The organism is Allobosea vaviloviae (assembly GCF_001298265.1).
GTDB classification, from domain to species: Bacteria; Pseudomonadota; Alphaproteobacteria; order Rhizobiales; family Beijerinckiaceae; genus Allobosea; species Allobosea vaviloviae_B.
The window spans coordinates 1-25,339 of the sequence record NZ_LGSZ01000037.1; the positions used below are offsets into that span (position 1 = coordinate 1).

The window sequence follows — 25,339 nt, forward strand, 5'->3', positions numbered from 1 at the left end:
ACGACCCGGAGCCGGCGCGGCTGTGCAACCCAAACCAGCTCCGCCGCGCCGCCTCCTGACCGCCACAGCTCATCAAGGGGTCAATATTGGACGCCGATCGGGGGGCAACATTGCGCGCCGTTTGACACGCTAATCCCACCACTGCGATCGTACCGAGCATCAAGGGAAGCAGAGTGCCGAGATCACCGAGCGCTCCATTGAGCTCCCGCACGCCAAGAATGAATCGCTCGCCATTCGCTTCGGCCATGCCTGCCCCGTCCCGTGAGCTCATTTATGGAGACCCATGAAAGAGCGGCCGCCTGACCCATACGCTACCGCTACAAATGGATCGTGGTTCCGTACCGAACTTTAGATCATGGCAATAGCGTGGGAATAATAAGGTCGCCCCGAAGAGCGCGGTGATCCTTATTCTCCCCTCGCGCTCCTTGCCGATCATGGCCCGGCCGTGTCGGCACGAGAATCGGCGCAACAAGGCGGAAGCGGGGCCCTATGCGAGCGATGGCACCCTGACGGATTCTGCGCGAGGAAGACGTCGGACGAGGCGCCGGTCGGGATGGCATCGGGTTCAGCCATCATTCTTCCCTCGCGCCCTCAAGCAGGGCTGCAGGCTCGACATCCGTCACGTTTGGGGCGGAAGGGCGTCGCGCAGGATTACCCCAGTCACGTCTACCGGAGTTTGCGTACCATCGAGTTCTCCAGTTCGACCCGCTCGCCTTCCTTCCAAGCAGCCACCGTAATCCTCTTTAGAGGTGTGACACCTATGGGCAAAGATCTGACGATCTCTAGTCCACCCCCCCCATCGGCAAGCGTCTTCGCAAGTTCGTTAACCTGGCCACACCAAATGGTCTCTGCGTCCCGGTCGCGGGACGGGTCCGAGGCCTGTCCAGACGTCTCGAGTGCAACGGGACGCATCTGCATCTGGCGGAAGTCCACAGAACCGCTCAGCTCGACACCGTAACCCGGCCTCGCGGAGTCGGCGACCACGAGCTTGCCACTTCGGGCGAGCGTCGTCGTCATGCCCTCCCGGACCTCGTAACCGAGGCCAGCAAGTCCCTTCATAACGGCGGCACGGCGAGAGGCGGCCGCCGCCTTACCGATTTGCTCTGCCAGAGCCCTATCCGCCGCCTCCAACATCCGCTCCAGGTCCAGGATCGAGGTTGCTGCCGTGACGGCAAACGCGTCATGAGGCAGGGTCGCTTCCTCCAGCTCGGCGACTCTGAGATGGAGCGCCGATAGGAGCTCCGCCGTCTTGCGGGCGTCCGTCAGCAGCCGTCCTGTCTCAACCTCGAGGCCATCCAGGATCAGCGACCGGCGTGACGGCTGCGCCACTCGGACCTCTTCGAGGCGAGCGCGGAGGCCGTCGACGTTGGCGGCAACGTCCAGAGTCGCCAGCTCGTCGAGCCGCGCCTCGATCTTCGCGATCTCTAGATCGACCTCGGGTGCGGGTTGGCTTGCGAGCCAGTCCGCGAATGACGTAGGCATCTCGCCGATCCGCAGCTTATTCGCGAGGCCACTGCTCGTGGCGGGTGACGCCCGGCCAATGGAGAGCGCTCGAAACCCCTCGGCGAGCGCTCCGTCATCACCACGCTCGAGGCCTTGCACCGTTTCGGCTCCAATTTCGATGCCGGCCTCCCGTAGGGTCCTGAGCAATGTAGCTGCGGCCTCGACGCGGCGCCGGGCATGCGTTCGGGCGACCGCCTTCGCTGCTGTCGCCTGCGCCAGCCTGGTGGCCATGTCCGCGCGAAGAAATGCCTCTTCGGCAGGTGCTTGGCCCTGCACGTCTGCAAAACGGCCTTGGCTGACCAGCGTCGAGAGGCTGTCGCGACGGCGTCGGCTCGCGGCGATCGCGGCGTCGTCGATGGTATCGTGTAGACGCCCCGTGAGCGTCCATTGCTCCAAGGCCGCGTCGATGCGCGCCAGCATGCCGCGGCAGATGGCCTCGCTCTCCTCCCGGGTCACGATCCTGACGACTTTCGGTCCGCTCAAGTGCTCTCTCCCAACGCCCGCACAACCGCCTCGCGAAGCCGCGTCCTCTCGACCTCTGGCTCGTGGTACCAGCGGTGGGACGAGACCCGGTGGATAACCTTCACCGACCGTTGGAGTACCTGCGGGCGCCAGACCTCCCTCGCCTTGGCGCGATCGAGGAGGGGATGGCGCGGGGCATCGCACTCGATGCCGATCCCGAACAGCCCGGTACGGGGATCCTCGACTGCGAGGTCGATCCCGAAGGCGCCGTCCTCCGAGACGGTGGCCGCTTCCCAACCCAGCGCCCTCAACTCATCGGAAACGGCCGCCTCTAAGCCGTCGGCGGCGCCATCGAGACTGCTCGAGCGCAACCGTTCCGGCGACAGTCTGGAAAGGAGCGAGGCGGCGCTATCGAGGTCGCCGCTAGAGACCAGGCTAGCATATTCGAAGTACGCCTGGAGGAAGTCGCGTGCGCTGGCGGCTTGACGGCGCGTCGATAGGAAGTCCGAAATAAGGGGGATCGGCATCGACGTCACCAGGACGACCTTCTTCTTGGCGCGCGTCACCGCGACGTTAAGGCGTCGCTGCCCTCCGACCTGCCCCAAGACCCCGAACGAGCGCCGGAACGTGCCCTGCGCGTTACGGCCGAAGGTCGACGAGAACACGATGATGTCGCGCTCGTCGCCCTGGACGTTCTCGACGTTCTTGACGAAGAACCCCATGTCCTCGCCGCCCTCGACTCGGTCCCGCTCGCGCGCCAGCGCCAGGCGGAAGGCCTGGTCGGTCTCGGCGCGTGCCTCCAGGGCCTCTTCAATCAGGTCCGCCTGCTTTCGGTTGAAGCTCACGACGCCCAGCGTAGGCGGCGCGCCAGATCCGCCGAGCCAAACGTCGCGCACGATGTCGACGACCCTCTCCGCCTCCGCCGGGTTGGTCTGGTCGATATAGGTCCCATCCACCCGCACCACCTCGATCGGTTGGATGCGCCGGATCTCGTCGCCTGGATGTCGGGCGGGCACGTTCAGCCGCCCGGCGTAGAACGACGCGTTGCTGAAGGCGATGAGCTCGCGGTAGGCGGAGCGGTAGTGGATTTCGAGGGTGCGCGAGGGCAGTACGATCTTGGCAAGCTGCAGGAGATCAGGGCAGTCTTTTATCTCGCGCCGGTTCCACGTCTCCTGCGCCGCAACGCGCTCGTCCTCGCCGAGGTCCTCTTCAGCAGCGGCTCCCTCGAAGATGCCGGCCTCGTCGTTCTCTACCCTGCTCGAGAAGAAGGCGGTCGGGGGCATCTGCTTCTCGTCGCCGCTGACAATCATCGTCTTGCCCCGGTAGAGCGCCGCGAGCGCGTACTCGATGGGCATCTGGGACGCCTCGTCGAAGATGACGGTGTCGAAGAAACCCTTGCGGAGCGGCAGCAGGCGGCTCGCTACGTCGGGATTCACGAGCCACACTGGTCGGAGGGTCATAAGGCCGAGATCGGCCCCCCGCTCGACGAACTCGCGCATGCGCCTCGCTCGGGCCCCGCGTAGTCGGGTAATGTCCTCCCATTCCCGCAAAGGACGCAGCTTCGCGACATCGATCCCATCGACGAGGAGGCGCTTGTTGAAGGCGCGCATGTCGCGGTCGGCCGACGCCAGCAAGCTCGCCTTGCTTTCGAGTTCGCCGGCATCGAGAAGAAGCGCGGGATGGGCCTGCTCGATCCTCGACTTCCAGGCCAGCCGGGCTTGCGTGCCGATGATCCGCCTGACTGTCGCCTCCAAGGCCTCAGCGGGGAGCGTCTCCAGTATGGTCCTGATCGAGGCCAGCCGCGCGAAGACCGCCATCGTCCCTTCCCCGAGTTGGGATGAGCGCGCCCGGAAGCGCTGGTATGACGCCGTCTGCGGCAAGGCCCCGACAAGCGCGTCGATCACGGCCATGTTCGAGATGTCGCCCGAGATCGCGGAGGAGCAACTCTCGGTCCATCCGTCAGCCATCCAGGGCTGCAAATCTACGAGTGCCGCGCGACTCTTCTCACGCGCAACGTGGCGCATGAGGCCCCGGCCTATCGAAAGGAGCAGGTCATCGACTGCGGCCGCCGTGGCCGTGCGGGCGACGGCGTAAGCCGCGTCCCTTGACGGATAGTCCTCCAGGCGCGCCACGAGCGTCTCGCTTGCAGACAGGCGCGCCGAAGTGCTCCGCGCTACCTCAAGCAGATGCGGCACGCGACGCTTGGCCAAGTCGGCGTCAGGTTCGCCGATCGTCGCCTGCGCCGCACCGAAGCGGCTCCGAAGCGGGCGAAGCAAGCTCTCCCGATGCAAAGCCGTCCCCAGGGCCGCGACGTCATCGAGGTTGGCGTCCTTCATCAGCGTCCGGCGGCGCCAGGCCGCGAGCCAGCGTCCTGGCGAAAGCCTCCGGAGGAAGGTTGGACGCGCGAGCAGGCGATCGGATGTCGCCCTCCATCTTGCCAAGGCGACGTTGTCGAGTGACTGGACGAAAGCGACGGCGTCCTCCGGAGCATCGTCGGGTGGCAGTTCGCTCAGCGACTGGTGCAAGGCGCTGAGCTCCTGTTGGACCGGCGTCTTGCCGAGGCCCCGTTCAGCCGCGCCCGCGAAGAGCTCAAGCCACTTCGCCAACGAGGTCCGCGCGGCGTCGTCGAGGCCCCTCAGGACGGCGCCGTGGTTCGTCGCAAATGTCCGATAGGGCTCGGGATCCTCGATCGCGAGCGCGCCCGGTGTGCGTTCAACGACGGCGAGGCGCTCCCTCTCTGACTGAGCAAAATCGCGAACGGCCGTGGAGAACTCCTCGACTGTGCCGGGGTCGGCGGCGAATGGCCTCGTATCGGAGAGCGGGCTGTTCTCGTAGTGGGCAGACAACCATAGCCGCGCCGTCGGCGCGCAGTCCTCCTGCAGCATGGCGAGGCCGCCCGTATCAAGCCCAGCAAGCAGCGGGCGCAGCGAAGGCAGAGACGGCGTATCGCCTTGGCGGGCCAGATCGATCAGGTCTCCCAGCATCAGCCGGTAGGAGAGGCCGGTCTGCTCATCCAGCGCATGGAGAGCGCGGTGGTGATCATCCAGGTTGCGCTCGAGGGTCTCGACGCGGGCCGCCGCCTGCTCCCTCTGCTGCTGCCAACTCGACGGGCCGCGCGGCCTCTGAAGGAGTTCCTCCAACTGCTCGCGCACGGCCCGCAGGACGGGCTCGCGGTCCTTGTTGACGTCGTTGACCATCACGACCCGCCCGCCGAGGCCGGCGGCCTCGAGGCGCTTGTTCACGACCTCAAGAGCGGCCTGTTTCTGGCAGACGACCAGCAGCGTCCGGCCGGTTCCGATCGCGTCGGCGACCATGTTGACGATCGTCTGGCTCTTGCCGGTCCCTGGCGGGCCTTCGACGACCAATCCCTTCCCGGAGCGTGATTCAAGGACGGCGGCCTCCTGAGAGGGATCACTCTCTGACGTGAAGTAGCGCAGCCTCTCCGCCACGGGCTCGGAGGGCGTTTCGTCCGAATGACCGACTTCGCTCATCCGCAGAGCCGTCTCTAGGCTGGTGCCCTCGGGAGGCCGCGACTTAAGCTGGCGAAGGTCCTCCATGACCGCCTGCCCCATGAAGCCGAGGTGGAACAGTACGGCGCACGCCTCGACCCGGTCGTCCCCTGGCGTGACGCGCAGGTCCGCCGGCGGAAGGGCCCTGAGGGCATCGCTGCCCACTTTGGCAAGATCCGCGAACGCATCTACGACCTCGGCCGCCGTGACCGTCGCGCGCCTCAGAAGGTCGTCGCAGACGTCCTGCCAGCGTCGGGTCGCGTCGATTCCAAGAAGCGCCTCGAGGGCGGGATTCACGCGGACCTCCTCACGGTCCCGGTCGAACGACACCGAGATGCGTCCGCGCGCGCCCACCTCGGGCGTAATCCGGACCGGCCACAGCATGACCGGCGCGACCCGCGGGCGCGTCGTCGCGCGGGCTTCCTGCATGACCAGGAACGGGAACCCCAGATAGAGCCCGTCGATGCCCGTGTCGCGCCGGTAGAGGGTGGCGTGAGAATGGAGCGTCCGGATCCTGCGCTCGACCTGCGGGTTGGCGGCGAACACGGCAGGGTCCACGTCGATAGGCTGGTCGTTGCGCAGGAGCAGGTGGTCGAGGATCCCAGCGGCCGGGCGCCTCTCGCTGTGGAGCTCGGGCAGGTCGATTCTCGCGGCGGCCTTGCCAATGACCATGCGGGTGAGAGGTCCGCGCATGATCGCACCGGTGATGCGCTTGGCGAAGTGATCGAGCAGGGCAGCGACGTAGGTCTGGCGCGGCGGCGGCGTCCAGGCCTCCGCCGGGACGGCAAGGAGCGCGAGCGATCTGCTCAGCGGCAGGCGCCGCTCGAGGCGGAACTGATCCGCCCATTCGTCGACACGTTCGAGGCCGCATCTGGCAAAGCCCTCCAGCCTGAGCTCGATCTCGGCGTGGATATCCCTGCGGGGTCGCGTAATCTGCCGGAGCGCCTCCTCCCGGTCGAAGGTGTCTACTCCGGCCCGCTGCGCCGTCGTCGCGGCCTCGTCGACAATGGCGTCCGCCGCCCGGAACTGGCCGATCGCGGCGCTGAGAAGCAGGATCAGGTCCTCCTCCTCCGTGACGCGGCGTTCGATCAGGGCAAGCAAGCCAGGATGGTCGGTGTCAGGCAGGATGCGGCGCCTATCTTCCCAGACGGCCGCGAGCCTGCTGCGCGACGTCGACAGCGCGGCGACGCGCAACTCCGCCTCATCGAGTTCGACGTCGAGTTGACGCGCACGGTCGCGCACGCGAGTTTCCCTGCGTTGCAGGCGACCGAGCCAACCATCGCCCCCCTCGCGCTCGAGCCTATCGGGCACCGGTCCCGTGATCAGCGCGTAGCCCTCTTTGGGATGTTCGAGCAGCCAGCCCGGGGTGACGATCTCTCCGCGGACGACGAGGGGCATCAGCGGGTTCATCGCCTTCAACGCCAGGGCGAGGCGGATATCGGGCGAGACCTCTTCCAGGGCGATGATGGCACGCAGGGAACGGCGCAGCGCTGCGTCGAGGCCAGCCTCTTCCGCCCAGGTCGACAATTCCCCGCGTTCGAGGAGGGCCTTTGCCTCGTCCCATCGCGGGCCCTCTGCCGCTGCTAGAGCGAACGCACTGGGCCCGGCATGCCTGACGCCTCCCAACATGATCGCCCTTCGGCTGTCGGGCGTCTCGGCGACCCGCGCCGACGGCGGCGCCTCTGGGATGTCATTGGCGATCCACCTCTGGGCCTCTGGCCAAGACCACCGCGTGCGGCGGTCGAGCGAGAGGAGACCGCGCAGAAGCACCTCTACGTCTGGTGGGAGCCCTTCCGGTATGGGTGCACCGTTGGTCACGACGCTGATCAGGAACGTCTGGTCGTCAGCCCCGCCGAAGCATGATCCGCCCGTCATCAACTCGAGCAGGATGACGCCGAGAGACCACCAGTCGCTGGCGGCGGCGACGCCGCCGGCCAAGGCTTCAGGTGCGGTATACCGGGTCGTCTCCAAAGGGGACACGACGTCGAGATCGTAGTCCGAGAGCCGTGCCGACCCGAAGTCGGCGACGACGAGGTCAAGCGGACTGCGCGTCCTGACCAGGATCGCGTCTGGGCGCAGATCCGTGTGGCGCAGACCACATTCGGCCAAGGCAGCAAGGGCGGCACCAACTTCCGCCAGCACCTCGCGCAGGTGACCCAGATCTCCGATGGGAAGACCGACGTCCGCCAGGGTACCGCCTTCCACGTACTCGCTGACCTCATAGGCCCGCTCATCCAACCGGCCCGTTTCGAGAATCTCGGGCACATGTCCGATCGAAATAGTCCGGAGCGCCTGATAGACCTCAGGGTCAGGATCGCTTCCGGCTGCGTAGATCGAAAGCATGCCCTTGCGGCCGTCTGTCATGCGCTCCGCGACGAAGCTTTCCCTAACGCGGCCCGCCGGCGGCAGCCTGCCGATGATGCGCCACCCTTCAGGAGCAAGGGAGACGTCGTGAATGGGGCCGGGTCCGCCAGAGCCGTCAGCGCTTCCGGCTGCGCCTAAGGTCCCTGTAGATGGCACTTCCGAAACGCTTATGTCCGCGCCGCAGTCCGGGCAGATCAGGTCGCCGGCATCAACGGCATGGCCGTTCTCGCAGATGCGGGCCGGTGCTGGAGAGGCTGCGATCGGGACCGCCCCCGGACGCCAGCCAACCGGGCGGACCGGGAGACCGGAGAGATCCCAGCCACATGCGGCGCCGTCCACTTCGCCTTCGCAGAGGAGCTCCGTGACCGGACGCTCTGACTCGCAATTGGGGCAGTAGCGCATCATTATGCCAAGTTCCGGATCGAATCTGACATCTGAACCTCGTGGCCGGCGGCCGTGAGGACGCGTCGCAGGCGGGCGAGGTCGCCGCGCGCGGGAATGCCGGCAAGCCACGCGCGGCCCTCGTCATCGAACATGACGTCCAGGGATCGGTCTTCCTGACGCGCCGGCCTATCGAAAGGCGCGAACTCGCGACCTTGAGGCGAGAGGACGTGGAGACGCTGGTTGTCGCTGCCGCGCAAGGCCAGCGTCTGGCTGAGATCCGATCGAAACGGCCCGGTCATCAAGCCATCGACAAGGCCGGGGTTCGCATCGAGCCAAGGCGCGACGTCATCCAGTTCGTGACCGGTGTAGACGAGGATGGATCCGCGTGAACGCCGCCGCCAGAACCGCAGCACCTCGGCGAGCGCCTCAGGCTGGCCGAACGGCTCGCCACCCGAGACCGTCAGCCCGTCCGCGTCCGCGATCCATACGTCGATGGCATCGAGCAACCCGGGCAGGGCCGTCTCGCCGATGCCATCAGTCCATGTGTCGACGGAGACGCAGCCCGGGCAGCGGATCGCACAACCCTGAAACCAGAGGCCGACGCGCCGGCCCGGCCCGAGAGCGGTCACCGGAAAGTGCAATCGCGATACCGCCACCCTCATGCGTCGGCGAGCTCCAGCTCGGTGACGCCACCAGCTCGGACGGCTAGCACTTGGACTGGACCAGGTCTGGCTCTGTCGAAGAGGGCGCGCGCCAGCGGGTTGACGAGATGGGCCTCGATCAAATTACGAATGCCGCGCCCGCCGTTCGAGAGGTCGGACGTGCAGAGCCGCCGAAGGGCAGCGAGGGCCTCCTCGCCGATCGACACCAGGTGCCCGGCCGCAGCGGCCTCGCGGAGGACAGCGGCTATCATCGACGCGAAGATCTGCTCGGCGATAGCAGGCCGGATGAAGTCGAAGACGATCACGTTCTCGCCGAACCGATTCAGGATCTCCGGGCGGTTGAGGACGAGCTTGAAGTGGTTGGCGATCTCTGCGCGCACCCGCGAGCGCACCTCCTCATAGGGCTGTTCGGGTCGCACGTTGGCGACCCGCGTGCCGTCGGGCGTCGTCGAGTAGATCCCCAGATTCGAGGTGAATATGATTAGCGCCTCGGAGAAGTAGACGCGGTCTCCCCTGCCCGAGGTCAGGACGCCGTCGTCAAGGATCTGGAGGAACTTGTCCAGGACCTTTGGGTGCGCCTTCTCGATCTCGTCGAACAGCACGACGCTGAAGGGCTTCTCCCGGATCGCGTTGGTCAGCTCGCCACCAACGTCGTAGCCCACATAGCCCGGCGGCGCGCCGATGAGACGCTGGTCCGCGTGCTCCGCACTGAATTCGGACATATCGAACCGGATGTACGCGCTCTCGTCACCGAAGAGGAGCTCGGTCACGGACTTCGCCAGCTCGGTCTTGCCGACGCCGGTCGGGCCCGCAAGGAACGCTATACCCCGGGGCCGTCCCGATCCCCGGCGCCCGCCGATGCCCGTCGCGGCGCGCTTGACGATATCGAGCATGTGAACGAGCGCATGCTCCTGGCCCATGACGCGCTTGGAAAGGGAATCTGCCCCGCGGCGGATTCGCTCCGGCTCGATCTTCCGCCAGGCGTCCTCGGTGACGCCGACCTTGTATCGGCGCACGGCCTCCGACACGTCACCTACTGCGACGGCCTCGGCTCGTGCCAGTTGGACGACGGCGCTCAGGTCGCCGAGCAGCATTCCCTCCGTTGTATCCACGAGGTCGTCCTCGGCTTCTTTGATCGCCTCCGGCGCGGCGTCTTTCGCGCTGGGGAGACCACGGACCAAGGAGGGGGCGACGGCCCGCCTTGCTGCCCTATCAGGGGGGGCGACCGGTATGTGCCGGAGGCGAGGGTTGCCAATCGTGAGCCAGTCCGGGAGGTCGCCTTCCTTGTCGGCCAGCCAGATGACTGCGTTGAAACGGGGAGCGCGAGAAGGTCCGACCGGTCGGGCTTCTGCGGTCTGGCTGAGTATAAGGGCGCGCGTGAAGAGTTGATGCTCCGAGGCCGATAGCGCTTCAGGTCGGATGGTCAGGCGAGCCGCGAAATCGACAACAACCGCGACCGGTGCGCCGTCGAGGCCGGACAAGCGCTCGAGCGTGATGGCGAACAGATCGGGCCCTGCAGCAGCACGGCCTTCGGCGGGTGCGAGACCCAGCCGCGTTAGGACGGCATCCGCATCGCCCGGCTGCCCCTCTGACTGGGACAAGACCGAGAAGCCGCCGACCGGATCATAACCCACCACGTGGGCGTAACCCGCTTCGACCAAGGTCGCGGCCAGCACTGCCCTCATCGGCTGAGCGACAACGTGGTCGCCGATCTTGCGGATCTGCAGGTCCCTGACGTTGCCCGTTAATAGAAACTGAGACTTGAGAGGCAGGAAGCGGAGAAGGTCTCGTATCCAGCGCGGCTGGAAGTCGTCACCGGCCATTTCGATCTAACCATCCAAAAAGCCGTTGCGCGTTAGATAGTCACGCTACGCAGCGCGGGTTGCGTCCGCAAGCGAAACGACTAACGGTTGCGGGCCGTCATACAAGATTCAAATGCGCGAACGTGGCGCGTGCATGTTTGGCGAAGATCGCGGCTTGCCTCGAGTTGCGCCGTCATCTTACGGAACTGCTCCTGAAGTGCCTTCGTCTGATCGTCGAGCTCGAGACGGTGGCCCACAACCGCTGCTTCAAGGGAACGCACCTCGTTCCCTCGCTCCTGCCGCTCTCGCATCCAGACCAGCACCTTAAGCAGGTCCCCACCGCCGGCTTGAATAAATGTCGCTCGGACCTTGGGAGGAGAATCGCCGATTTTCTTCAACAGGGCCCACACATCCCCATCAAGGCTTGCCGCTGCCCACATCACCATCCGGTCGACGATGTCTGTGCGTGACTCGACAGGGTTCGCAGCGATCTTATCGATGAGGTTGAGGAAGACGGCCTCTCGACCTGGATCGAGTTGCGGCGCCGGCTTGCCGAATATCCGTGCATACCAGCCAAGGGCAGCAGGATCGGCCGGGCGAGAGGTGATCGCATGATCGATCAGCATGATGGCACGCGCGGCGGCACTACTGCGTACGCGCAGGTCTGCAGCGCCCAGTTCGCTTGCGTTAGGGACCACGGATTCTACGGCCGCAAGCAACGCGAAGCGCTCTCGCGGCACGATAGAGAAACCCGCCGTCCACAGCACTAATAGCAGTAGGAGAACCACGAATGCGGCGCCCGAGCTGACCGCGACGAGATGTCTGGGTTTAAGCCACGAGGCCAGCCGTCGATGCCATCTGTCGGGGATATCCGCGGCCGACGTGATCCGGCCTAACAGCCCAACTTGCTGCCTCAACTCTCGTCGACGCGCCTCGATGTCCGTCACGGCTTGGCCTTCGCCTTCTCGCGGTTACGGAGGGCCTGGTGGAATGCCGGCAGCCAACGTTGCGTCTGGTCGTCAAGCCAGTCCATGAACCAGCCCTGGATCTCGGGGTTAAAGTCCTTCCGGGCGCGATTCTCATCCTCTCCGCACTTCTCGAAGCGACCCATGGCGACGTCGACAAAGCTGAGCCCGTAGGCGACGGCATTGTCGGCATGCTTGACCCCGAGGTCGGAAATGAACGTGTCCACGGCCCCTGCGGCAAGCGCCGCCTTGCGGGCCGAGAGGGCGAGCCATTCATCGAAATCATCCTCGGTCCGTCCCTGCGCGACGACGCGCATAAAGACGACGCCAATGTCGGTGTTCGCCGTGCTCATGGCGAACTCAATGGCGTTGGTCTGCGCGAAGTTCGACGTGGTGATCGGCCTGATCACCAGGAGGCGGCCCCCGACGGCGGCCATCTTCGTGGCGATCAGTGGAAGGCGCTCCTTGATCTTGGCCTCGTCACGCGCGCCGGTATCGATCAGCAGCATCCGCGAAACGCCGTCGTTGCCGATCTGGCTGATCGCGTATGTGATAGGCGCTGACCAGTCGGCCTTGTGCACGTCGATCAGGCGCGCATCTTCATACATGGCCGTGAGCGTGGAATTCGTGGTGTCGGTGTCGAACTTCGCCATCACCTCACCGAGGGTCTCGAAGCCGAAGACGACCGCGCCGCTGATGACGGACTTGGACACGCCGCCCTTGCCATCGAGCACGATCACCAGCAGCGGCGGGAAGCCATCACCTTCCACGGGCTTGCTTCCCGTGACATTTCCATTCGTCTTCATCTCGATACCTCAGCTGAGTTTTCTGGGCCGGACTGGCCGCTTTTCGTCGATGCGCTCGACGTCGAAACCCCGCCCGAGGTTGAGCAGGGAATATGATGGATCGACCTCGTCCCCGGAGGTCGTGCAGTCAGGAGTATGAGACGGAGTGACGGCTGATCGACCGTTCGAGATCGTGACCGAGGCGTGCTCGCCGCCGGCGGGGCCAGGCGACACCGGTTCCGTCTGGTCGGCAGGATCCGAAACCGACATGGCGCGAGGGACCGGGCTTACGTTCTGAATATCCGTCTGCCGAAGAGGCGGCGGCGCAGCTTCAGGAGAGCTTGGTTCCCTTGTTTGAAGCGCGTCGACGAGGGCTCTTCTCGTGTCGGCGGGCTGCACATAGGTACCCGCCTTCTTGCGGTCCCGACGCTCGCGGAAGATGGTCTCACTGAGCGTGCCTAGTTTCACAGGCTCTAGCGGCGGGTTCGCCTCAAGTTGTCCGACCCACGACAGGAGGGCCAAGGCGCTCGCATCATGCGGATTCCGCAGGAGTGCCGCTTCCGCCGATTGGCGGGTTGCAGCCATGTCCAGCCGGAATTCCAGTTCGAAATGCGCGTCGATCTGCTCGGCAACATACCCGATGTAGCCCCGCGTCCGCGGCAGGGCCTCGATCGTGTCGAAGATTTCCGACACGCATGATTTCAGAGATCGCTGCCAAGGCCTCACGGAAGCCGCGTTGGCTCTAATCCTGTTGGCCAGTGTCATCCGTCCGGGACTACCCATGGCGCTGCTCCCGTGGACTCGAATCCCGGTGAGGCAACCGTCGAGAGGTGGCGGATAGCCCGGAGGATGTTGAGACCGTGATGGCCTTTGCTGGACGTAGGTTGGTTGCCAGTTGGCCGCCGGTTGGTCCGAAACAGCATTGAAACAACGGGAAAACAGGCAGTAGTGAGGAGGTCGCCAGTGATCTCCGGTTTACGCGACCAAGTCGCTCCATCCGGAAGCTGGGCAGGGGGATTCCCCGTGCACCCCATAGCGGCCATGTCATGGCCTGGACGCCCGCAAGCGGGCGGGAGGACGACCAGATGAGGACGACGAAATTTCCAGAGGCAATCGCGTTCCGCGTCGCGACCGAGACAGCCCAGCAGCTAGACGAAATCGCGAAGGCGAGAGGCATCTCGCGGGGCGAACTCGCGCGGAGCATTGTGCTGCAGGGCGCCGGCGTCGTCGCAGATGTCCCGCCGCCGCGGCGGGTCGTGCCGAATGCTGATATCCTCCGCGACCTGCTCGGCCAGCTCGGCCGGCACGGGTCGTTGCTCAACCAGATCGCGCGAGCGATGAACAGTGGGCATCCATCTGTCGATGCGGAGGCCGCCCTGGCGCGCATGTCGGCGGGATATACCGGAGCGCTAGAAGCGCTGCGCAAGGTACTCGGTGTGACGAGCGCACCATGATCGTCCGCGAGCAGTTCCGGCGCGCCGGTGGCTTGGCAGAACATCTCGCCAGGCTGGATACGAACAAGAGCGTCACCTTGCGCGCCGACCTCGGCCGAGGCCTGCCAGTCGACATCAAGCAGGCGCTGGTGGTGCTCGCAGGCATCTCGCGGACAAATCCGCGGACCAAGCGGCATTTCATCCACTTCAAGATTTCGCCGGCGAAGACCGATGAGCGATCCATTCAGCGCGCGCTCGCCCTGATCGAGAAAGAGTACGGCATCGACTCTCGGTCGCCGCGCCTCGTCGTCGAACACGAAAAGGGCGATAGGCCGAACCACTTTCACGTCGTCTACAGTGTCGTTGACCTCAGCACCGGCCGAGCCGTTTCGTCCGAGGGTAACTATCTCAAGGACGAGACCATCAGCCGCCTGTTGGAGCTGGAGCTTGGTGAAGCGATCACGCCGGGCCCGCGCCATGTCGAGGTCGTAGAGATCCTGCGGGAGCGGGACCAGGTGGTAGAAGCTGCTGCGCTCGCCGGCGTCGAGGCCGCGAGGCCGGGGGCACGCCTGAGGTCCACGACGCGCAGGCAGCTTGAGCGCGTAGGCGTCGATGCAGATGCCGCGGGGGCGCAGATCTACCAGCTTTGGAATGACGTCGACGGTGAGCGCGAGGCATTCCGCAGGAGGCTCGGCGAGGCAGGCTTCGACATCGTAATGGGGCACTCGGTACTCGTTGCTCTGCACCGAGTTAGTGGCGGGGAGATACCGCTTAGGCGAATTCTGAACGAGCATTCCAAGGCGGCTGGCATGCCGCTTGGCCTGGTCAAGCAAAGCTTCGACGATCTCTTCGAGGATTCGGAAACGCTCGACTTGATCAAAGGCGAGCGGCGCCGGCCTCACATCACTGCAGCACGGGCTGCTACAGATCAGGAACTGCTCAGACTTGGACGGGAGGCGCTGGTGGATGGTGATCCTGTCCAGGCCGCTAAAGCCTATGGCGCACTTGCCGCGCGCCGCGCCCAACATGAGGTAGACCTGCGCCGCGCGCACAAGGAAGCTGAGGCAGAGATTCGGCGCGAGAAGACGCGATTGGTCAGCGTCAGACGGCAACGCGTCGAGCGGGCTTTCCGTGCGGCCGCAATCTTCGACGCGCGCAGAATGCGTCAGATCGCGTTCGGCGCCGCCGCCGCTGGAGCCTTGTTGGCAGGCGGCGGGTTGGGAGTAGCCCTGCTCGCTGGTGGTTTCGCCGTCGGTCTGCTGCCGACGTACGAAACCGCTCGAGCTCTGGCCCGGCAAGCACGCCTCGATCGAAAATCCAACTCGAAGCCGGTCAAGGCTGCCGTGAACAACAATTCCGCCGAGAGTTCCTCTCAGGTGCCGCTGTTCAAATCGCGCGACGACCACCGTGTCGCAGCCGTGTACTTCGACCTCGTGCTTGCGGCACAGCGTCGCCGGCTGACCTCGCGTGAGGCCAGTGTTGCCAAGGCCGCTCGCCAAGTACTCAGGCCGATCACCGCCGCGACGGTTGGCATGTTGGCCAAGCGCCGTGACGCGAACGTCATCCGGAGACAGCTGCGGCTGCATACTCCGGTCGCTCACGGCGATCGTTGTGATGTCGCCCGAGTTTTCCGTAGCCAGGGACATCGCACCGTCGCCGATGGCCTCGATCCTACAACCGCCCTGATTATGCAGGTTGTCGCTAACGCCCAGGCTCGACCCGACGAGCAAGAGGTCGTTGAGGCCAAACACGACGTTCGCGGACGCGATCGTGGTCGGTGAAGGCTCCCGCGCAGTAATCGCTTCGCCTTGCTGATCGGCCATGCTCGTCCCCACCGAAAGGTGCGCAATGCCCGACATGGGCAGCGCGGCAGCAATCCGGCGCAGAGATCGAGGTAATGGGGAGGGCCCCAGATTCCGCGATCATGTCTTTTTACGACGCGATTGCTGGGGTCTTGATTTCTTGAAGGGAGGCCGGATTCTTGTCAATCCCGATGAGCGGTCGTGTGCCATCTTTTCACCAAACGCGACACAGCAGAGGCGAGCGAAGGCTTGGGCTGGGGGCGCCGGGGAATCCGCCCGGCACACTAGCGGGCAAGATGCGCCAAAATCGCCAGACGATCGCCCAGGCGAGATGCGCCGCTTGCTGTCGTTAGAACCTCGCCGGAAAGCGGACTTGGCTTCGCTACGAACGTAGGTGCGTCCCCGACACAACGCGACCTCGTGCGCGACCCCATCAAGCGAACGCGCGGAATGGCTTAAGGGCAATCTGCCGCGTCTTCCACAGGCCCGGACAGGTCGCATGGCACCTGGATAACAGTGCCGCTGACATGCTCCAATTTTGTCGCCGGCTCCTACCGGCGGAGAACCCGTGTATCGATCAAAAAGAGGCCGCCGCGGGGGACCAAGCCGGCCGCACCGGCACGTGAGGGCGAAGCCAGAATCCGAGGGTGAGAGCCTCGTGCCGATTGTAGAACGTCTCGAAGCTGAATACGTGCCCATCCCGGTTTCGATCCGAAAGGATCGTTTCCGTTTGCCCCAGGCTTCCCCCTCTTTGAGCGCCACAGTAGCCGACCACTGTCCCGAAGAGATCAATCTCGGTCAGGTGACCGAACCTCTCGCGGAAGGCGGGCGACTCGACGCAGTACCTGCACGGCGCCGCCGGGTCGAAGGCGGCCTCGCGACGTCCCCGATGAGGATGGCCCGTCACGAGCGCGACCATCGGACGGCCGGCGTGACCGTGTTCTACCAATCGCCACAGGGTCGACGTCACCGTGTTGCCGAAGTCCTTGCTGAGCTTCTTGACCGCCTCGATGTTCGGGGCGGACGCGGCCGCCTCCTCCGAAAAGCGCGTACCCAGGAACAGCAGTTGCCCCGCCGCGTAGTTCGCCTCCGCTTCCATCATCTCGTGGCAAGTGGGCGAGAGCGTCTGCTTGGTGTCGCCAAGCATCATCCCCTCGTGCCATGGAATGATGTCATGCCCGATCTCGTGGGCCTCGTTCCAGCGATGCTTGAGGATCGGAAGGTCCTTATCAAGAAGAATACGCTTCTGGTCAGGCAGGTAGAGCGCCTTAAGGCTCAGGCTCCTTACTGCGTCGCGAAGGAGCGTCGGCCGTAGTAACACCTGCAGGCCGGCGACCTTCAATCGAGAGAAGGTCTCCCGCAGGAGGCTGTCGTCCGTGGTGCTGTAGTAACCCTGGTCGAGTTTCAGCAACTCCCGCACCACGCGCAGGTCTACCGGCGGCTCGGGATTACCCAAGCCTTTCAGGATCTTGACGACCTGGCTGTCGATATCGGCGACTGTGCGGCTTCGCAGGCTGACGTTCTTCACTTCGACCGTTGAGGCTCCCGTTCGCTCAAGACACCGATGAACGCCTCCAAGGCAGACGCCTCCTCGACGTTGAGCTTCTCGACCGCCTCGGACCGCGCGGCGAATCTCACGGCCTCCAGCCGGAACCCGACATCGTTCGCCACGACCAGGCCCGCAAGCTGCATCAGACGTTGTTGGGAGACGTCGAATGTCTGGGCCAACTTGTAGATCGTTCGCGGGTCCGGCGTATATTCGATATGATCCTCGATGACGAGGAGATCGCTGACGTCGAGATCGGCCTCCTTGGCCAGCTCCTCGATCGTAAGGCCTTTGCGCCGGCGCATCAGGTTCACGAACTTGCCGAAGGCGATGCGAGCCTCCTCCACGTTCATGCCGGTCGCGCCTGTCGGCTTGGCCTCAGGTAAGGGATCGAGGGCCGACATCCCGGCCCCGATGGCCGCGTCGCCTTCGCGGCGGGCGCGGGCGAGCCACCATTCCCGGCTCCGTTGTAGTTTCATGTGCTAATCCTCTTCGTCGAGGAACGCGCGAGCGTGGTCGGCGGTCATCTCGAAGTATCTGAGACCTTGGTAGTTGGAATCGGGGCCGAGGTCGGTCATCCCCATTCCTCGATAGAAGTCATCCGCCTGGGGCAACGAGTGCAGGCCGAGGCGCCCCTTGAAGCCCTCGTCCAAACTGAGCTGCACCGCGGCGGATAGCAGGGCTGTGCCGACACCGCGAAAACGGGTCGGCCGCTGGATCTCCCGTCGGTTCCACGGCGCGACCTCGAGATAATCGAGATAGACCAATGGCCGACCGGCCTGCCTCGACTCCTGGCACGATTTAGTGAGATCGATCTGCGCAAGCCCTTGCGTCTCGCCCTGGGCGACGACGCAAAGACCGCGATAGGACAGCAAGCCCTGGACGCGAGCCGACTTCTGATCCCAGTTCCAATGCCAACTCTGCGGCCATTGGGAGATGGGTACGCCCCTGCCGGCCAGTTCCTGCAGCACGACCGCTAGGGCCGGCTGCCACTTGGTCCGCCAATCGTCCAACTGCTCCTGCTCGATGCCATCCCGCAGCTCCGCGTCGATGCTAGCGCCGGTCGCCACGTCGAGGAGGTAGATCCTCGAAACTTCGACCGTCATAGGAGCATCAGCTCCGCCTTTTCCTTCGTCTCCTCGTTCTCGAAAAGGAGTTTCTCCCCTCTTTCGACCCGAGCATCGATCGTTTGATAGAGACGCAGCGCCTGCCGCAGCACGGCGGTCTTCGTGATGTCCTTCCGGACCGACAATTCGTCCAACGCCTGCATCTCGGCATCGGTGAGGTTCAGCGTCATCGTCCGCTTCGCCGCCATCGAGATCCTCCGTTGCTAGGAGACGCATATAGCCCGCGCGCCCACAGCTGTCAACAAGAAGCAGCTAAATCAGATACCTTGAATAGCTAAAATATAGCTACTATATGCAGACGACGGGGATGGCAGCGCTTTCCGGAGCGCGTAGCGCAACGAGGTGGAAAATGGGACGACAGCATGTCGATCACGGCGAGATCGCGGCCTTCGCTCAGGACAGGGTCAACCTGCCGAAGTCGATCGCTGACGAATATCGAGCGCAGGCGCGGCGCCTGCGGGAAAAGTTAGAGGGATACCTCGAGGAGCATCCCGACTTCACGCTTAGGAAGATGATGCTGTCGGGCAGCCTCGCGAAGGGTACCGCCCTCCGCTCGCTGAATGATATCGACGTCGCCTGCTATATCAGCGGCGCGAATGCCCCGAAGGATGTCGCGGCGCTTCTCGCCTACCTTGCTGAGCGTCTCCGCAAGGCCTTCCCCAACTTCAGCCCAGAACAGGTCCAGCCGCAGACGTACTCGGTCACCGTTTCGTTTCGCGGAAGCGGGCTCGACGTCGACGTCGTGCCGATCCTCTACGACGGCGACCCGTCATGGTACGGCAACCTCGTCAGCCAGGATGACGGATCGTTCCTGAAGACGAGCATCCCGCTACACCTGGAGTTCGCGTCGAAGCGCAAGCGGGCGCAGGAGAGGCACTTCGCCCAGGTCGTCCGCCTCGTGAAGTTCTGGGCGCGCCGTATGAAGCAGGAGCGTGAGGGCTTTCGCTTCAAGTCCTTCATGATCGAGATGATCCTGGCCAAGCTCTGCGACGACGGGGTCGACCTGTCGGACTATCCCGAGGCGCTCCAGAGCTTCTTCACCTATCTGGCCGACGGCGACCTGCGCCAGAGGATCGTCTTCGGCGACTACTACGCTCCGTCGACGGTCCCGGCATCCTCGGACAGGGCCCAGATCATCGACCCCGTCAATGCCGCGAACAACGTTGCGAGGCTGTACACCGACGCGAACGCGGACGCGATCGTGGAGGCCGCCCTCGATGCGGGGGACGCCATCGACGCGGCCCTTTCCGCCCCCACCAAGCAACTGACCGTCGGCTACTGGCAGAAGGTCTTCGGCTCCACTTTCAGCGCTTGAGGCCGGCCATGTCGTTCACCACCAGCTTCACCGAGAGCTCCACCTTCACGATCACCCACGCCCGGCACATGGCCGCGAAGGTGGCGACCGACCTCAAGCGCATGCAGCGCTTCTACGGATACCCCTCGGACTCCAACATCGCGAGTTATGAGACGGAGGCGACCGACTTGATCAAGGCCGGGTATCTCAAGACCGTGACCTACGGCTTCCAGCGGGACGGGAAATGGATCGAGCCCAGCTTGGTCTACACCGCGCGCGAGCTGGCGTCCTCGTCGTCGAACGACGACGATCCAGGGCGCGTCCGCCCCGGAGCCGACGTCAGCGGCGCCAAGTTCAACAGCTACCTCACCTATACGGCGGCCTGGTACGCTCTGAGCGACGCCCAGCGCGACGCGTTCAAGAAGTCGCTGCCTTTCTATCGAAAGTCCGCGGACGAACCGGGGATCGACGGCTATCTCGACGGCGACAAGACGTACTCCTCCGGAGGACGGGCCCTTGATCGCAGCAGCGTGCGGAGCTTCCGATGAGCGACAAACCCAACCTCGACGAACTTTTCGAACGCCGCGTTACCTATCCTGACGTGGAGCCTCAACTTCGGTTGTCGCGGCTTGTCGGACTGGAGAATCAGAAGACGCGGCTGGCCAAGGTCGTAGGCCTGTTGGTAAACCCGGCCGGCCTCGCGGCCTGGGCGAAGAAGCACCATCCCGGCGCCCAGATGTTGCTCGACATCGTGCTAAGACGCCCTCCCCTCGTGATCCTCGCGGGGGACGTCGGCTCCGGCAAGACCGAGCTCGCCGAGACCATCGGCGACGCGGTCGCCCGATCGGAAGGCATCGATATCACCCTCTTGCCCCTGAGCCTCTCCACGCGCGGCCAGGGGCGGGTAGGCGAGATGACGCAGCTCCTCACCGCGGCGTTCGAACACACCGTCGCCGAGGCCACGCGCTTGAAATCCGCTTCCGGCAGGGCGCGTGGAGCCGTGATCCTGCTTGTGGACGAGGCCGACGCCCTCGCGCAATCACGCGAGGCGGCCCAGATGCACCACGAGGACCGGGCCGGCGTGAACGCGTTCATCCGCGGGATAGACCGCATCGCGAACGCCAAGCTGCCTGCGGCCGTGCTGATGTGCACCAATCGCCTGAGCGCGCTCGACCCGGCCGTTCGTCGGCGGGCCGCCGACGTGCTGAGTTTCGCCAGGCCCGACACTGAGCAACGCCGCTTCGTGCTATCGAGCCGCCTAGAGACGGTGGGTTTCACCGGATGCCATGTCGATGCGCTCGTTGAGTTGACCGGCCCGGCGCCCGGAAGGCGAGAATACGGCTTCACGTTCTCCGACCTAACGCAGCGGCTTCTTCCCGCAATTGTACTGGATGCCTATCCAGGACGAGCCATGGACGGCGCGCGCGCCGTCGAGATCGCCCGCGCCATGGCGCCCACGCCACCCTTCAAAGATGGCGAATTCGTTGGGGCGCGCCCATGACGCAGGCAGTGACGGTCAGGCGCGACGGGGATACATTCCAGGCGCGGGTGTTCTGGTGGTACGCGGCTCGGCTACTCGATCCCGAAAGCCCGATCGTGAGGGTCGGGTTCGAGAGCGGGCCCAAGGGCTTCGATGACATCTGGGTCGAGTACGATCCAGCCCGCACCGTGCTGGACCAGCATAACGAGCCGCTGCGCCGGGTGCACATCCAATGTAAATGGCACGTGTCGCCGGACAGCTACGGCTATGCGCAGATGATCGATCCGGAATTCATCAACGCCAACGCTCGTTCGCTTCTGCAGCGGGCGCACGCCGCGCAGACCACATATGCGCCGTTAGGGAGCGGAGTGCGTTTTAAGCTCGTGACCAATTGGCGGCTCGATCGCGCCGATCCGCTCCGGAAGATGATCGGGAGCCGCTCCAACGCGATACGGCTTGAGAAGCTCTATGGAACGCTCACGGACAACAGCGCGGCCGGGACGGTCCGCAAATCCTGGCGCGAGCACCTCGGTATCGACGAGGACCGGCTGCGGCTGCTGGCCCAGACGCTGGCATTCGGCGAGGCGACCGACAGCCTCGATACTTGGAGGGAGCATCTGGATATCCTTTTCGGTTACGTCGGCTTGCGACGGGTTCCGATGCACCAGAGCGCCTTTCCCTACGACGACCTGATCTTCCAGTGGATGTCGCAGGGGCGGCTGGAGTTCGATCGGGCGGGTCTCCGCAACATCTGCGCTCACGAGGACCTAATCGGGCCAGCGCCACGACAACCGAGCGTTTACGGCGTCAAATCGTTCGAGCACGCGTTTGACAAGCTGGAAGATCGCTGCTTGTCGGTCCTCGACCTCGTCCCGCAGTTCGACGAGCGCTACATTCGTAGCGACGATGACTGGCAGGACCGGCTCTATCCGGCTCTGAGGACGTTCCTCACCAATGCGGCCAATGAACAACTGAGCCTCAGGCTCGCGTTGGATGCGCACGTGACGCTGGCATTCGCCGCGGGCTCGATCCTCGATATCAAGTCGGGCCGCCTCGTGGAGCTCGAGCAACGGTCTCCAGGCCAGGAAATCTGGGCCGTCGACGACCGCCCATCCCATCCGGATTGGCCGACATTCTTGTCGGAGATCGTCGAACTCAATCCCGAGAAGCCGGACATCGCCATGGGGATCGGCCTCACGCACGATATTCTGGAGGACGTACGAAAGTACTGCGCCGTTGCAATTCCCACCGTCGGCCGCTTACTCATGCTGAAACCGAACCAGCCGGGCGCGCGGTCGGTGGCGTGCGGGCGGCATGCTTTCGAACTGGCGGATGCCGCGACCGCCGCCATTCGAGCGGCCAAAGGAAGCAAGGCTTCCCTCGTGCACCTGTTCGTCGCGGCTCCGAATGCCTTCACCTTTTTCCTTGGCCAGCGCCATCGCATTCTCGGTCCCGTGCGGCTGTACGAGTTCGATATGGATGGTGGGCGGAGTGGCTCCTATATGCCGGCGCTTACGCTCCCGATGCGTGTCGCACGGGACGAGATGCCATCAAATCCGTAGCCTGCCGGACCACGAAACGAAGCAACCCGAGGTCAACTGGATACGATGCGATCCTCGTCGATGTCGGCGAAGGTTACTGGCGTCCGTCGTCAGGACCTACATCGCGGCGATCCCGGCACGGGCGGCGGTCCCTCGATGTTGATATCCGAAGGCGAAGGCATCCTGTCGGCGAGCCCGGTCGCTGTGGATCGTTCCGTCCGCCGCCACGCTGGACGATCCAAGCTCTCGTCCACGCGGCTCGGCGCTTTCGGACACGAGCGCTTCAAGAGTCTGCCCCTGACCGTCCTGCGGAAGATCCTGCCCTGGTGGTAGTATCGATTCATGCCCTGTCGTTTCTGCGTCAGACATAGCGCGGGTTCCCGAGGAGCGTGGAAAGCTCCAGCCGATCACCGAGGCCGACCCGCCGGACCTGCTCGGTCACGGCTGCTCTTTCCTCAGCAGTGGTGGTTGAACCCAAGACAATGCGATCAACGAGAACCCTCAGGTCGACATCGACGAAAATACCATCGGGTGGCACGTTAACGCCTAACTCCTCGGCCGTTCGCACTGAGATCGCGAGACGAAACTCGCGTTCCCATTCGAATGCCCGATGCTTGAAGAAAAAGCGATCCAGCATACCAGCCCGCCTCATTCGCGCCTGCGTGAGATCGACATATTCGACGGGCCCTGCCCATAAATCCTCGATCCCATATTCAGGCCTGAGGCGGAAAGGCTTTAAGGCAGCCCTTATGCGCTCGGGCGTGGTGCAGATTGCAATGCCCTTGTGCTCGCCGGCATAGAGCTTCCACATCGCGTCGCTCTCGTACGCCGCCCGGTGCCAACAACTGATCTTCGTCAGCCGTTTCAGCTCGAAAAACGCCCGCTCGGCCGGCTCCATCTCTGCGTATCGCGGATCTGGCGGCGGCACGTTCACCTGCACAGCGACTGCGCCCTCGAACGGATCAGTGAACTGATTAGCCGACGCAAAATAGATGTGGCTGTCGTTGAGCGTTGAAATAAAGCGCTCGATTCGGAAATATTTCCAGAGCTGCTCTCCGCCGACCACTGCTCCCTCCTTGATCTCGCGCACAGCACCTCCGCAGTCCTGCTCTTCGTGAATTCATTCTACAATCGCCGAGACGATCCTACCCGTCGAGGAAATCCGAACCGCTAATGGCCACCTTTGGCTGCTTAACAACGAGACGGCAGGCCGCCGTGAAGCAGACTTCCCAAATGTCGGCTATGGGCCAACTTTCCCGTTGGTCGAGCGGCTGCCGATAAACATAGGGGTCAAGAGAAGTGGAGAAGGAAGCGGTCGGAACCCATCGAAGGGAACCCCCGGAACCTGCGCGCGAGATCCTGGAGAAGGAGAGTGAGCGGCCGGGCCTGATGCTCCGACCTTTGGATATCCGATGTCCTTGAAGACCCCTGCGGGCGGCGAACCGCGCCCGAACGATGCCGAACTTGAGATGTATGCGCGCGCCTACCGGCAGCGTGCCGAGGCCGACACGTTCTACCTGCGCTGGCAGTTGCACACCGCGCACGCGATGCTGCTGGAGCACGATCCAACGCGGATCTATCCTGAGCATGGCGGCCTCAACGGCCGCCAGATCGGCGAGGGCGCGCGCATCGCGGCGCGCCGCTTCGCGCTGTTGCTGGCCGAGCCGCCGGCGTTCTCCGAGCCCCTGCTGCGCCTCAAGATCGCGGCCTACGAGGCCATGATCATCGACGCTGACGAGTTGCGCCGCTCGCGCGCGGTGGCGATGATCGAAGCCGCCATCCGACGCGACGCGCAAGACCTCGGTATCGTCCTTGACGAGGGCCCTGTCATGCCTGACGCTGGCGGCTGGCACTGAGGTCGCCGGTCATGAGCTTCATCTTCTACGACCTCGAGACCAGCGGCCTCTCGGCGCAATGGGACGTGCCGCTGCAGGCCGCCCTGATCCACACCGATGCCAATCTGAATACCCAGGCAGAACTCTCGTTCCGGGCGAGGCTGCCGGCCCACATCGTGCCGTCGCCCGGCGCGCTTCTCGTCACCGGCGTGACGCCGGCGATGCTGGAGCAGGCGCCGCTCTCGGTGGGGGACATGCTCGGACTGATCAACCGCGCTTTTACGGAATGGGCGCCATCGACGATCGTGACCTACAACGGCCTTCGGTTCGACGAGGAGGTGCTGCGGCATGCCTTCTTTACCCACCTGCTGCCGCCGTACTCGACGCAGGGGCCCGGGCTGAAGCGGGCCGACCTCCTCGTCATGCTGCGCGCGGTTCGGTTGCTCGAACCGAACGCAGTGACGATCCCGATCGCGGCCAGCGGCAAGCCGTCGATGAAGCTCGGTGACATCTGCCGCGCGAATGGCATCACCCTCCACGAGGACGACGCCCATGATGCGCTCGCCGACACCCGCGCCACGCTGGCGCTGTTCCGCCATCTTCGCGAGGTCGCGCCGAAGACCATCGCGCTCATGCTGGAGAATGCCCACAAATCCGGGCCCGCGGCACTGTTGGCCGGCGACGAGCCCATCCTGCTCGGCGGCATGACCGCGATGGTACCCGTCATCGGCATCGCCCCGAGCCCGCGCAACGCCGCAGCCTGGGCGGTGGCCGACCTCTCGCTCGACCCGGCAAGCTATCTCGACAGCCCGGCCGAGGAGCGCGGCGCTGCTGACCACGAAGGG

20 protein-coding genes and 1 pseudogene are annotated in these 25,339 nt (G+C 64.6%); 8 read left to right on the forward strand and 13 right to left on the reverse strand.

Annotated elements, in window-relative coordinates; genetic code table 11:
• The 8 genes from AE618_RS28670 to AE618_RS11240 all read right to left on the reverse strand — a co-directional run.
• Positions 1-247 (reverse strand): hypothetical protein (locus tag AE618_RS28670; protein WP_054209158.1); only part of this gene is annotated, 247 nt, incomplete at its 3' end.
• 419 nt (positions 248-666) lie between these two features.
• The gene (locus AE618_RS11210; RefSeq protein ID WP_054209159.1) at positions 667-1,986 is read right to left on the reverse strand and encodes a hypothetical protein; all 1,320 of its coding nucleotides are present in this window, start codon (positions 1,984-1,986) and stop codon (positions 667-669) included.
• Entirely contained in the window at positions 1,983-7,838 is a 5,856-nt protein-coding gene (locus tag AE618_RS11215) for a protein kinase domain-containing protein (protein ID WP_248310833.1), read from the reverse strand. Before AE618_RS11215 ends, AE618_RS11210 begins: the two co-directional genes overlap by 4 nt.
• Positions 7,839-8,242: 404 nt before the next feature.
• On the reverse strand, positions 8,243-8,884 hold the full coding sequence (locus AE618_RS11220; RefSeq protein WP_054209161.1) for a 4Fe-4S single cluster domain-containing protein: 642 nt from the start codon (positions 8,882-8,884) through the stop codon (positions 8,243-8,245).
• On the reverse strand, positions 8,881-10,707 hold the full coding sequence (locus AE618_RS11225) for an AAA family ATPase (protein WP_054209162.1): 1,827 nt from the start codon (positions 10,705-10,707) through the stop codon (positions 8,881-8,883). Before AE618_RS11225 ends, AE618_RS11220 begins: the two co-directional genes overlap by 4 nt.
• An 80-nt stretch (positions 10,708-10,787) precedes the next feature.
• Complete coding sequence (locus AE618_RS11230; RefSeq protein ID WP_054209163.1) at positions 10,788-11,633, reverse strand: hypothetical protein; 846 nt, start codon at positions 11,631-11,633, stop codon at positions 10,788-10,790.
• On the reverse strand, positions 11,630-12,457 hold the full coding sequence (locus tag AE618_RS11235) for a hypothetical protein (protein WP_054209164.1): 828 nt from the start codon (positions 12,455-12,457) through the stop codon (positions 11,630-11,632). The genes AE618_RS11230 and AE618_RS11235 overlap by 4 nt, the downstream gene beginning before the upstream one ends.
• A gap of 9 nt (positions 12,458-12,466) precedes the next feature.
• Positions 12,467-13,129: a hypothetical protein gene (locus tag AE618_RS11240; RefSeq protein WP_054209165.1), complete on the reverse strand. Its 663-nt coding sequence runs from the start codon at positions 13,127-13,129 to the stop codon at positions 12,467-12,469.
• 392 nt (positions 13,130-13,521) lie between these two features.
• Here AE618_RS11240 and AE618_RS11245 point away from each other — a divergent pair, with 392 nt between their 5' ends.
• Entirely contained in the window at positions 13,522-13,890 is a 369-nt protein-coding gene (locus AE618_RS11245) for a plasmid mobilization protein (RefSeq protein WP_156330223.1), read from the forward strand.
• Positions 13,887-15,650 carry a relaxase/mobilization nuclease domain-containing protein gene (locus tag AE618_RS11250; protein WP_054209167.1) on the forward strand — a complete coding sequence of 588 codons (1,764 nt, stop codon included), beginning with the start codon at positions 13,887-13,889 and terminating at the stop codon, positions 15,648-15,650. Before AE618_RS11245 ends, AE618_RS11250 begins: the two co-directional genes overlap by 4 nt.
• Positions 15,651-16,248: 598 nt before the next feature.
• Here AE618_RS11250 and AE618_RS11255 read toward each other — a convergent pair.
• From AE618_RS11255 to AE618_RS11270, 4 genes are read right to left on the reverse strand one after another with little or no spacing between them, the layout of a single operon-like run.
• Positions 16,249-17,199, reverse strand: coding sequence for an ImmA/IrrE family metallo-endopeptidase (locus AE618_RS11255; RefSeq protein WP_054209168.1), 951 nt, complete (start codon positions 17,197-17,199; stop codon positions 16,249-16,251).
• Complete coding sequence (locus AE618_RS11260) at positions 17,196-17,696, reverse strand: helix-turn-helix domain-containing protein (protein ID WP_054209169.1); 501 nt, start codon at positions 17,694-17,696, stop codon at positions 17,196-17,198. Before AE618_RS11260 ends, AE618_RS11255 begins: the two co-directional genes overlap by 4 nt.
• Before the next feature lie 3 nt (positions 17,697-17,699).
• Positions 17,700-18,323, reverse strand: coding sequence for a GNAT family N-acetyltransferase (locus AE618_RS11265; protein ID WP_054209170.1), 624 nt, complete (start codon positions 18,321-18,323; stop codon positions 17,700-17,702).
• Positions 18,320-18,532: a transcriptional regulator gene (locus AE618_RS11270; protein WP_054209171.1), complete on the reverse strand. Its 213-nt coding sequence runs from the start codon at positions 18,530-18,532 to the stop codon at positions 18,320-18,322. Before AE618_RS11270 ends, AE618_RS11265 begins: the two co-directional genes overlap by 4 nt.
• Positions 18,533-18,651: 119 nt before the next feature.
• Here AE618_RS11270 and AE618_RS11275 point away from each other — a divergent pair, with 119 nt between their 5' ends.
• Genes AE618_RS11275 through AE618_RS11290 form a run of 4 tightly spaced genes read left to right on the forward strand, consistent with a single transcriptional unit; the run spans position 18,652 to position 22,680 of the window.
• Positions 18,652-19,659: a CBASS oligonucleotide cyclase gene (locus AE618_RS11275; protein WP_248310834.1), complete on the forward strand. Its 1,008-nt coding sequence runs from the start codon at positions 18,652-18,654 to the stop codon at positions 19,657-19,659.
• Positions 19,660-19,667: 8 nt separating this feature from the next.
• The gene (locus AE618_RS11280; RefSeq protein WP_054209173.1) at positions 19,668-20,186 is read left to right on the forward strand and encodes a hypothetical protein; all 519 of its coding nucleotides are present in this window, start codon (positions 19,668-19,670) and stop codon (positions 20,184-20,186) included.
• Entirely contained in the window at positions 20,183-21,139 is a 957-nt protein-coding gene (locus tag AE618_RS11285; protein WP_054209174.1) for an AAA family ATPase, read from the forward strand. Before AE618_RS11280 ends, AE618_RS11285 begins: the two co-directional genes overlap by 4 nt.
• On the forward strand, positions 21,136-22,680 hold the full coding sequence (locus AE618_RS11290; protein ID WP_054209175.1) for an SAVED domain-containing protein: 1,545 nt from the start codon (positions 21,136-21,138) through the stop codon (positions 22,678-22,680). The genes AE618_RS11285 and AE618_RS11290 overlap by 4 nt, the downstream gene beginning before the upstream one ends.
• A 340-nt stretch (positions 22,681-23,020) precedes the next feature.
• On the opposite strand, the gene AE618_RS11300 is transcribed toward AE618_RS11290, so the two are convergent.
• Entirely contained in the window at positions 23,021-23,749 is a 729-nt protein-coding gene (locus AE618_RS11300) for a DUF2971 domain-containing protein (RefSeq protein ID WP_054209177.1), read from the reverse strand.
• Positions 23,750-24,071: 322 nt separating this feature from the next.
• Between AE618_RS11300 and AE618_RS11305 the strand changes: the two genes are divergently transcribed.
• Both AE618_RS11305 and AE618_RS29245 read left to right on the forward strand, forming a co-directional pair.
• A complete protein-coding gene (locus AE618_RS11305; protein WP_054209178.1) occupies positions 24,072-24,515 on the forward strand; it encodes a hypothetical protein in 444 nt (147 codons plus the stop codon).
• Between the two features lie 11 nt (positions 24,516-24,526).
• Positions 24,527-25,075, forward strand: a pseudogene (locus tag AE618_RS29245) (exonuclease domain-containing protein); the annotation flags it as partial.
• Positions 25,076-25,339: the final 264 nt, after the last annotated feature.

What these genes read in the sequence shown, in the direction of transcription:
- AE618_RS11265 (WP_054209170.1), bottom strand. Translation starts at nt 18,323, where the DNA reads ATGACGGTCGAAGTTTCGAGGATCTACCTCCTCGACGTGGCGACCGGC.
- AE618_RS11270 (WP_054209171.1), bottom strand. Translation starts at nt 18,532, where the DNA reads ATGGCGGCGAAGCGGACGATGACGCTGAACCTCACCGATGCCGAGATG.
- AE618_RS11290 (WP_054209175.1), top strand. Translation starts at nt 21,136, where the DNA reads ATGACGCAGGCAGTGACGGTCAGGCGCGACGGGGATACATTCCAGGCG.
- AE618_RS11275 (WP_248310834.1), top strand. Translation starts at nt 18,652, where the DNA reads ATGGCAGCGCTTTCCGGAGCGCGTAGCGCAACGAGGTGGAAAATGGGA.
- AE618_RS11250 (WP_054209167.1), top strand. Translation starts at nt 13,887, where the DNA reads ATGATCGTCCGCGAGCAGTTCCGGCGCGCCGGTGGCTTGGCAGAACAT.
- AE618_RS11305 (WP_054209178.1), top strand. Translation starts at nt 24,072, where the DNA reads ATGTCCTTGAAGACCCCTGCGGGCGGCGAACCGCGCCCGAACGATGCC.
- AE618_RS11235 (WP_054209164.1), bottom strand. Translation starts at nt 12,457, where the DNA reads ATGAAGACGAATGGAAATGTCACGGGAAGCAAGCCCGTGGAAGGTGAT.
- AE618_RS11280 (WP_054209173.1), top strand. Translation starts at nt 19,668, where the DNA reads ATGTCGTTCACCACCAGCTTCACCGAGAGCTCCACCTTCACGATCACC.
- AE618_RS11215 (WP_248310833.1), bottom strand. Translation starts at nt 7,838, where the DNA reads ATGACAGACGGCCGCAAGGGCATGCTTTCGATCTACGCAGCCGGAAGC.
- AE618_RS11260 (WP_054209169.1), bottom strand. Translation starts at nt 17,696, where the DNA reads ATGAAACTACAACGGAGCCGGGAATGGTGGCTCGCCCGCGCCCGCCGC.
- AE618_RS11220 (WP_054209161.1), bottom strand. Translation starts at nt 8,884, where the DNA reads ATGAGGGTGGCGGTATCGCGATTGCACTTTCCGGTGACCGCTCTCGGG.
- AE618_RS11225 (WP_054209162.1), bottom strand. Translation starts at nt 10,707, where the DNA reads ATGGCCGGTGACGACTTCCAGCCGCGCTGGATACGAGACCTTCTCCGC.
- AE618_RS11245 (WP_156330223.1), top strand. Translation starts at nt 13,522, where the DNA reads ATGAGGACGACGAAATTTCCAGAGGCAATCGCGTTCCGCGTCGCGACC.
- AE618_RS11285 (WP_054209174.1), top strand. Translation starts at nt 20,183, where the DNA reads ATGAGCGACAAACCCAACCTCGACGAACTTTTCGAACGCCGCGTTACC.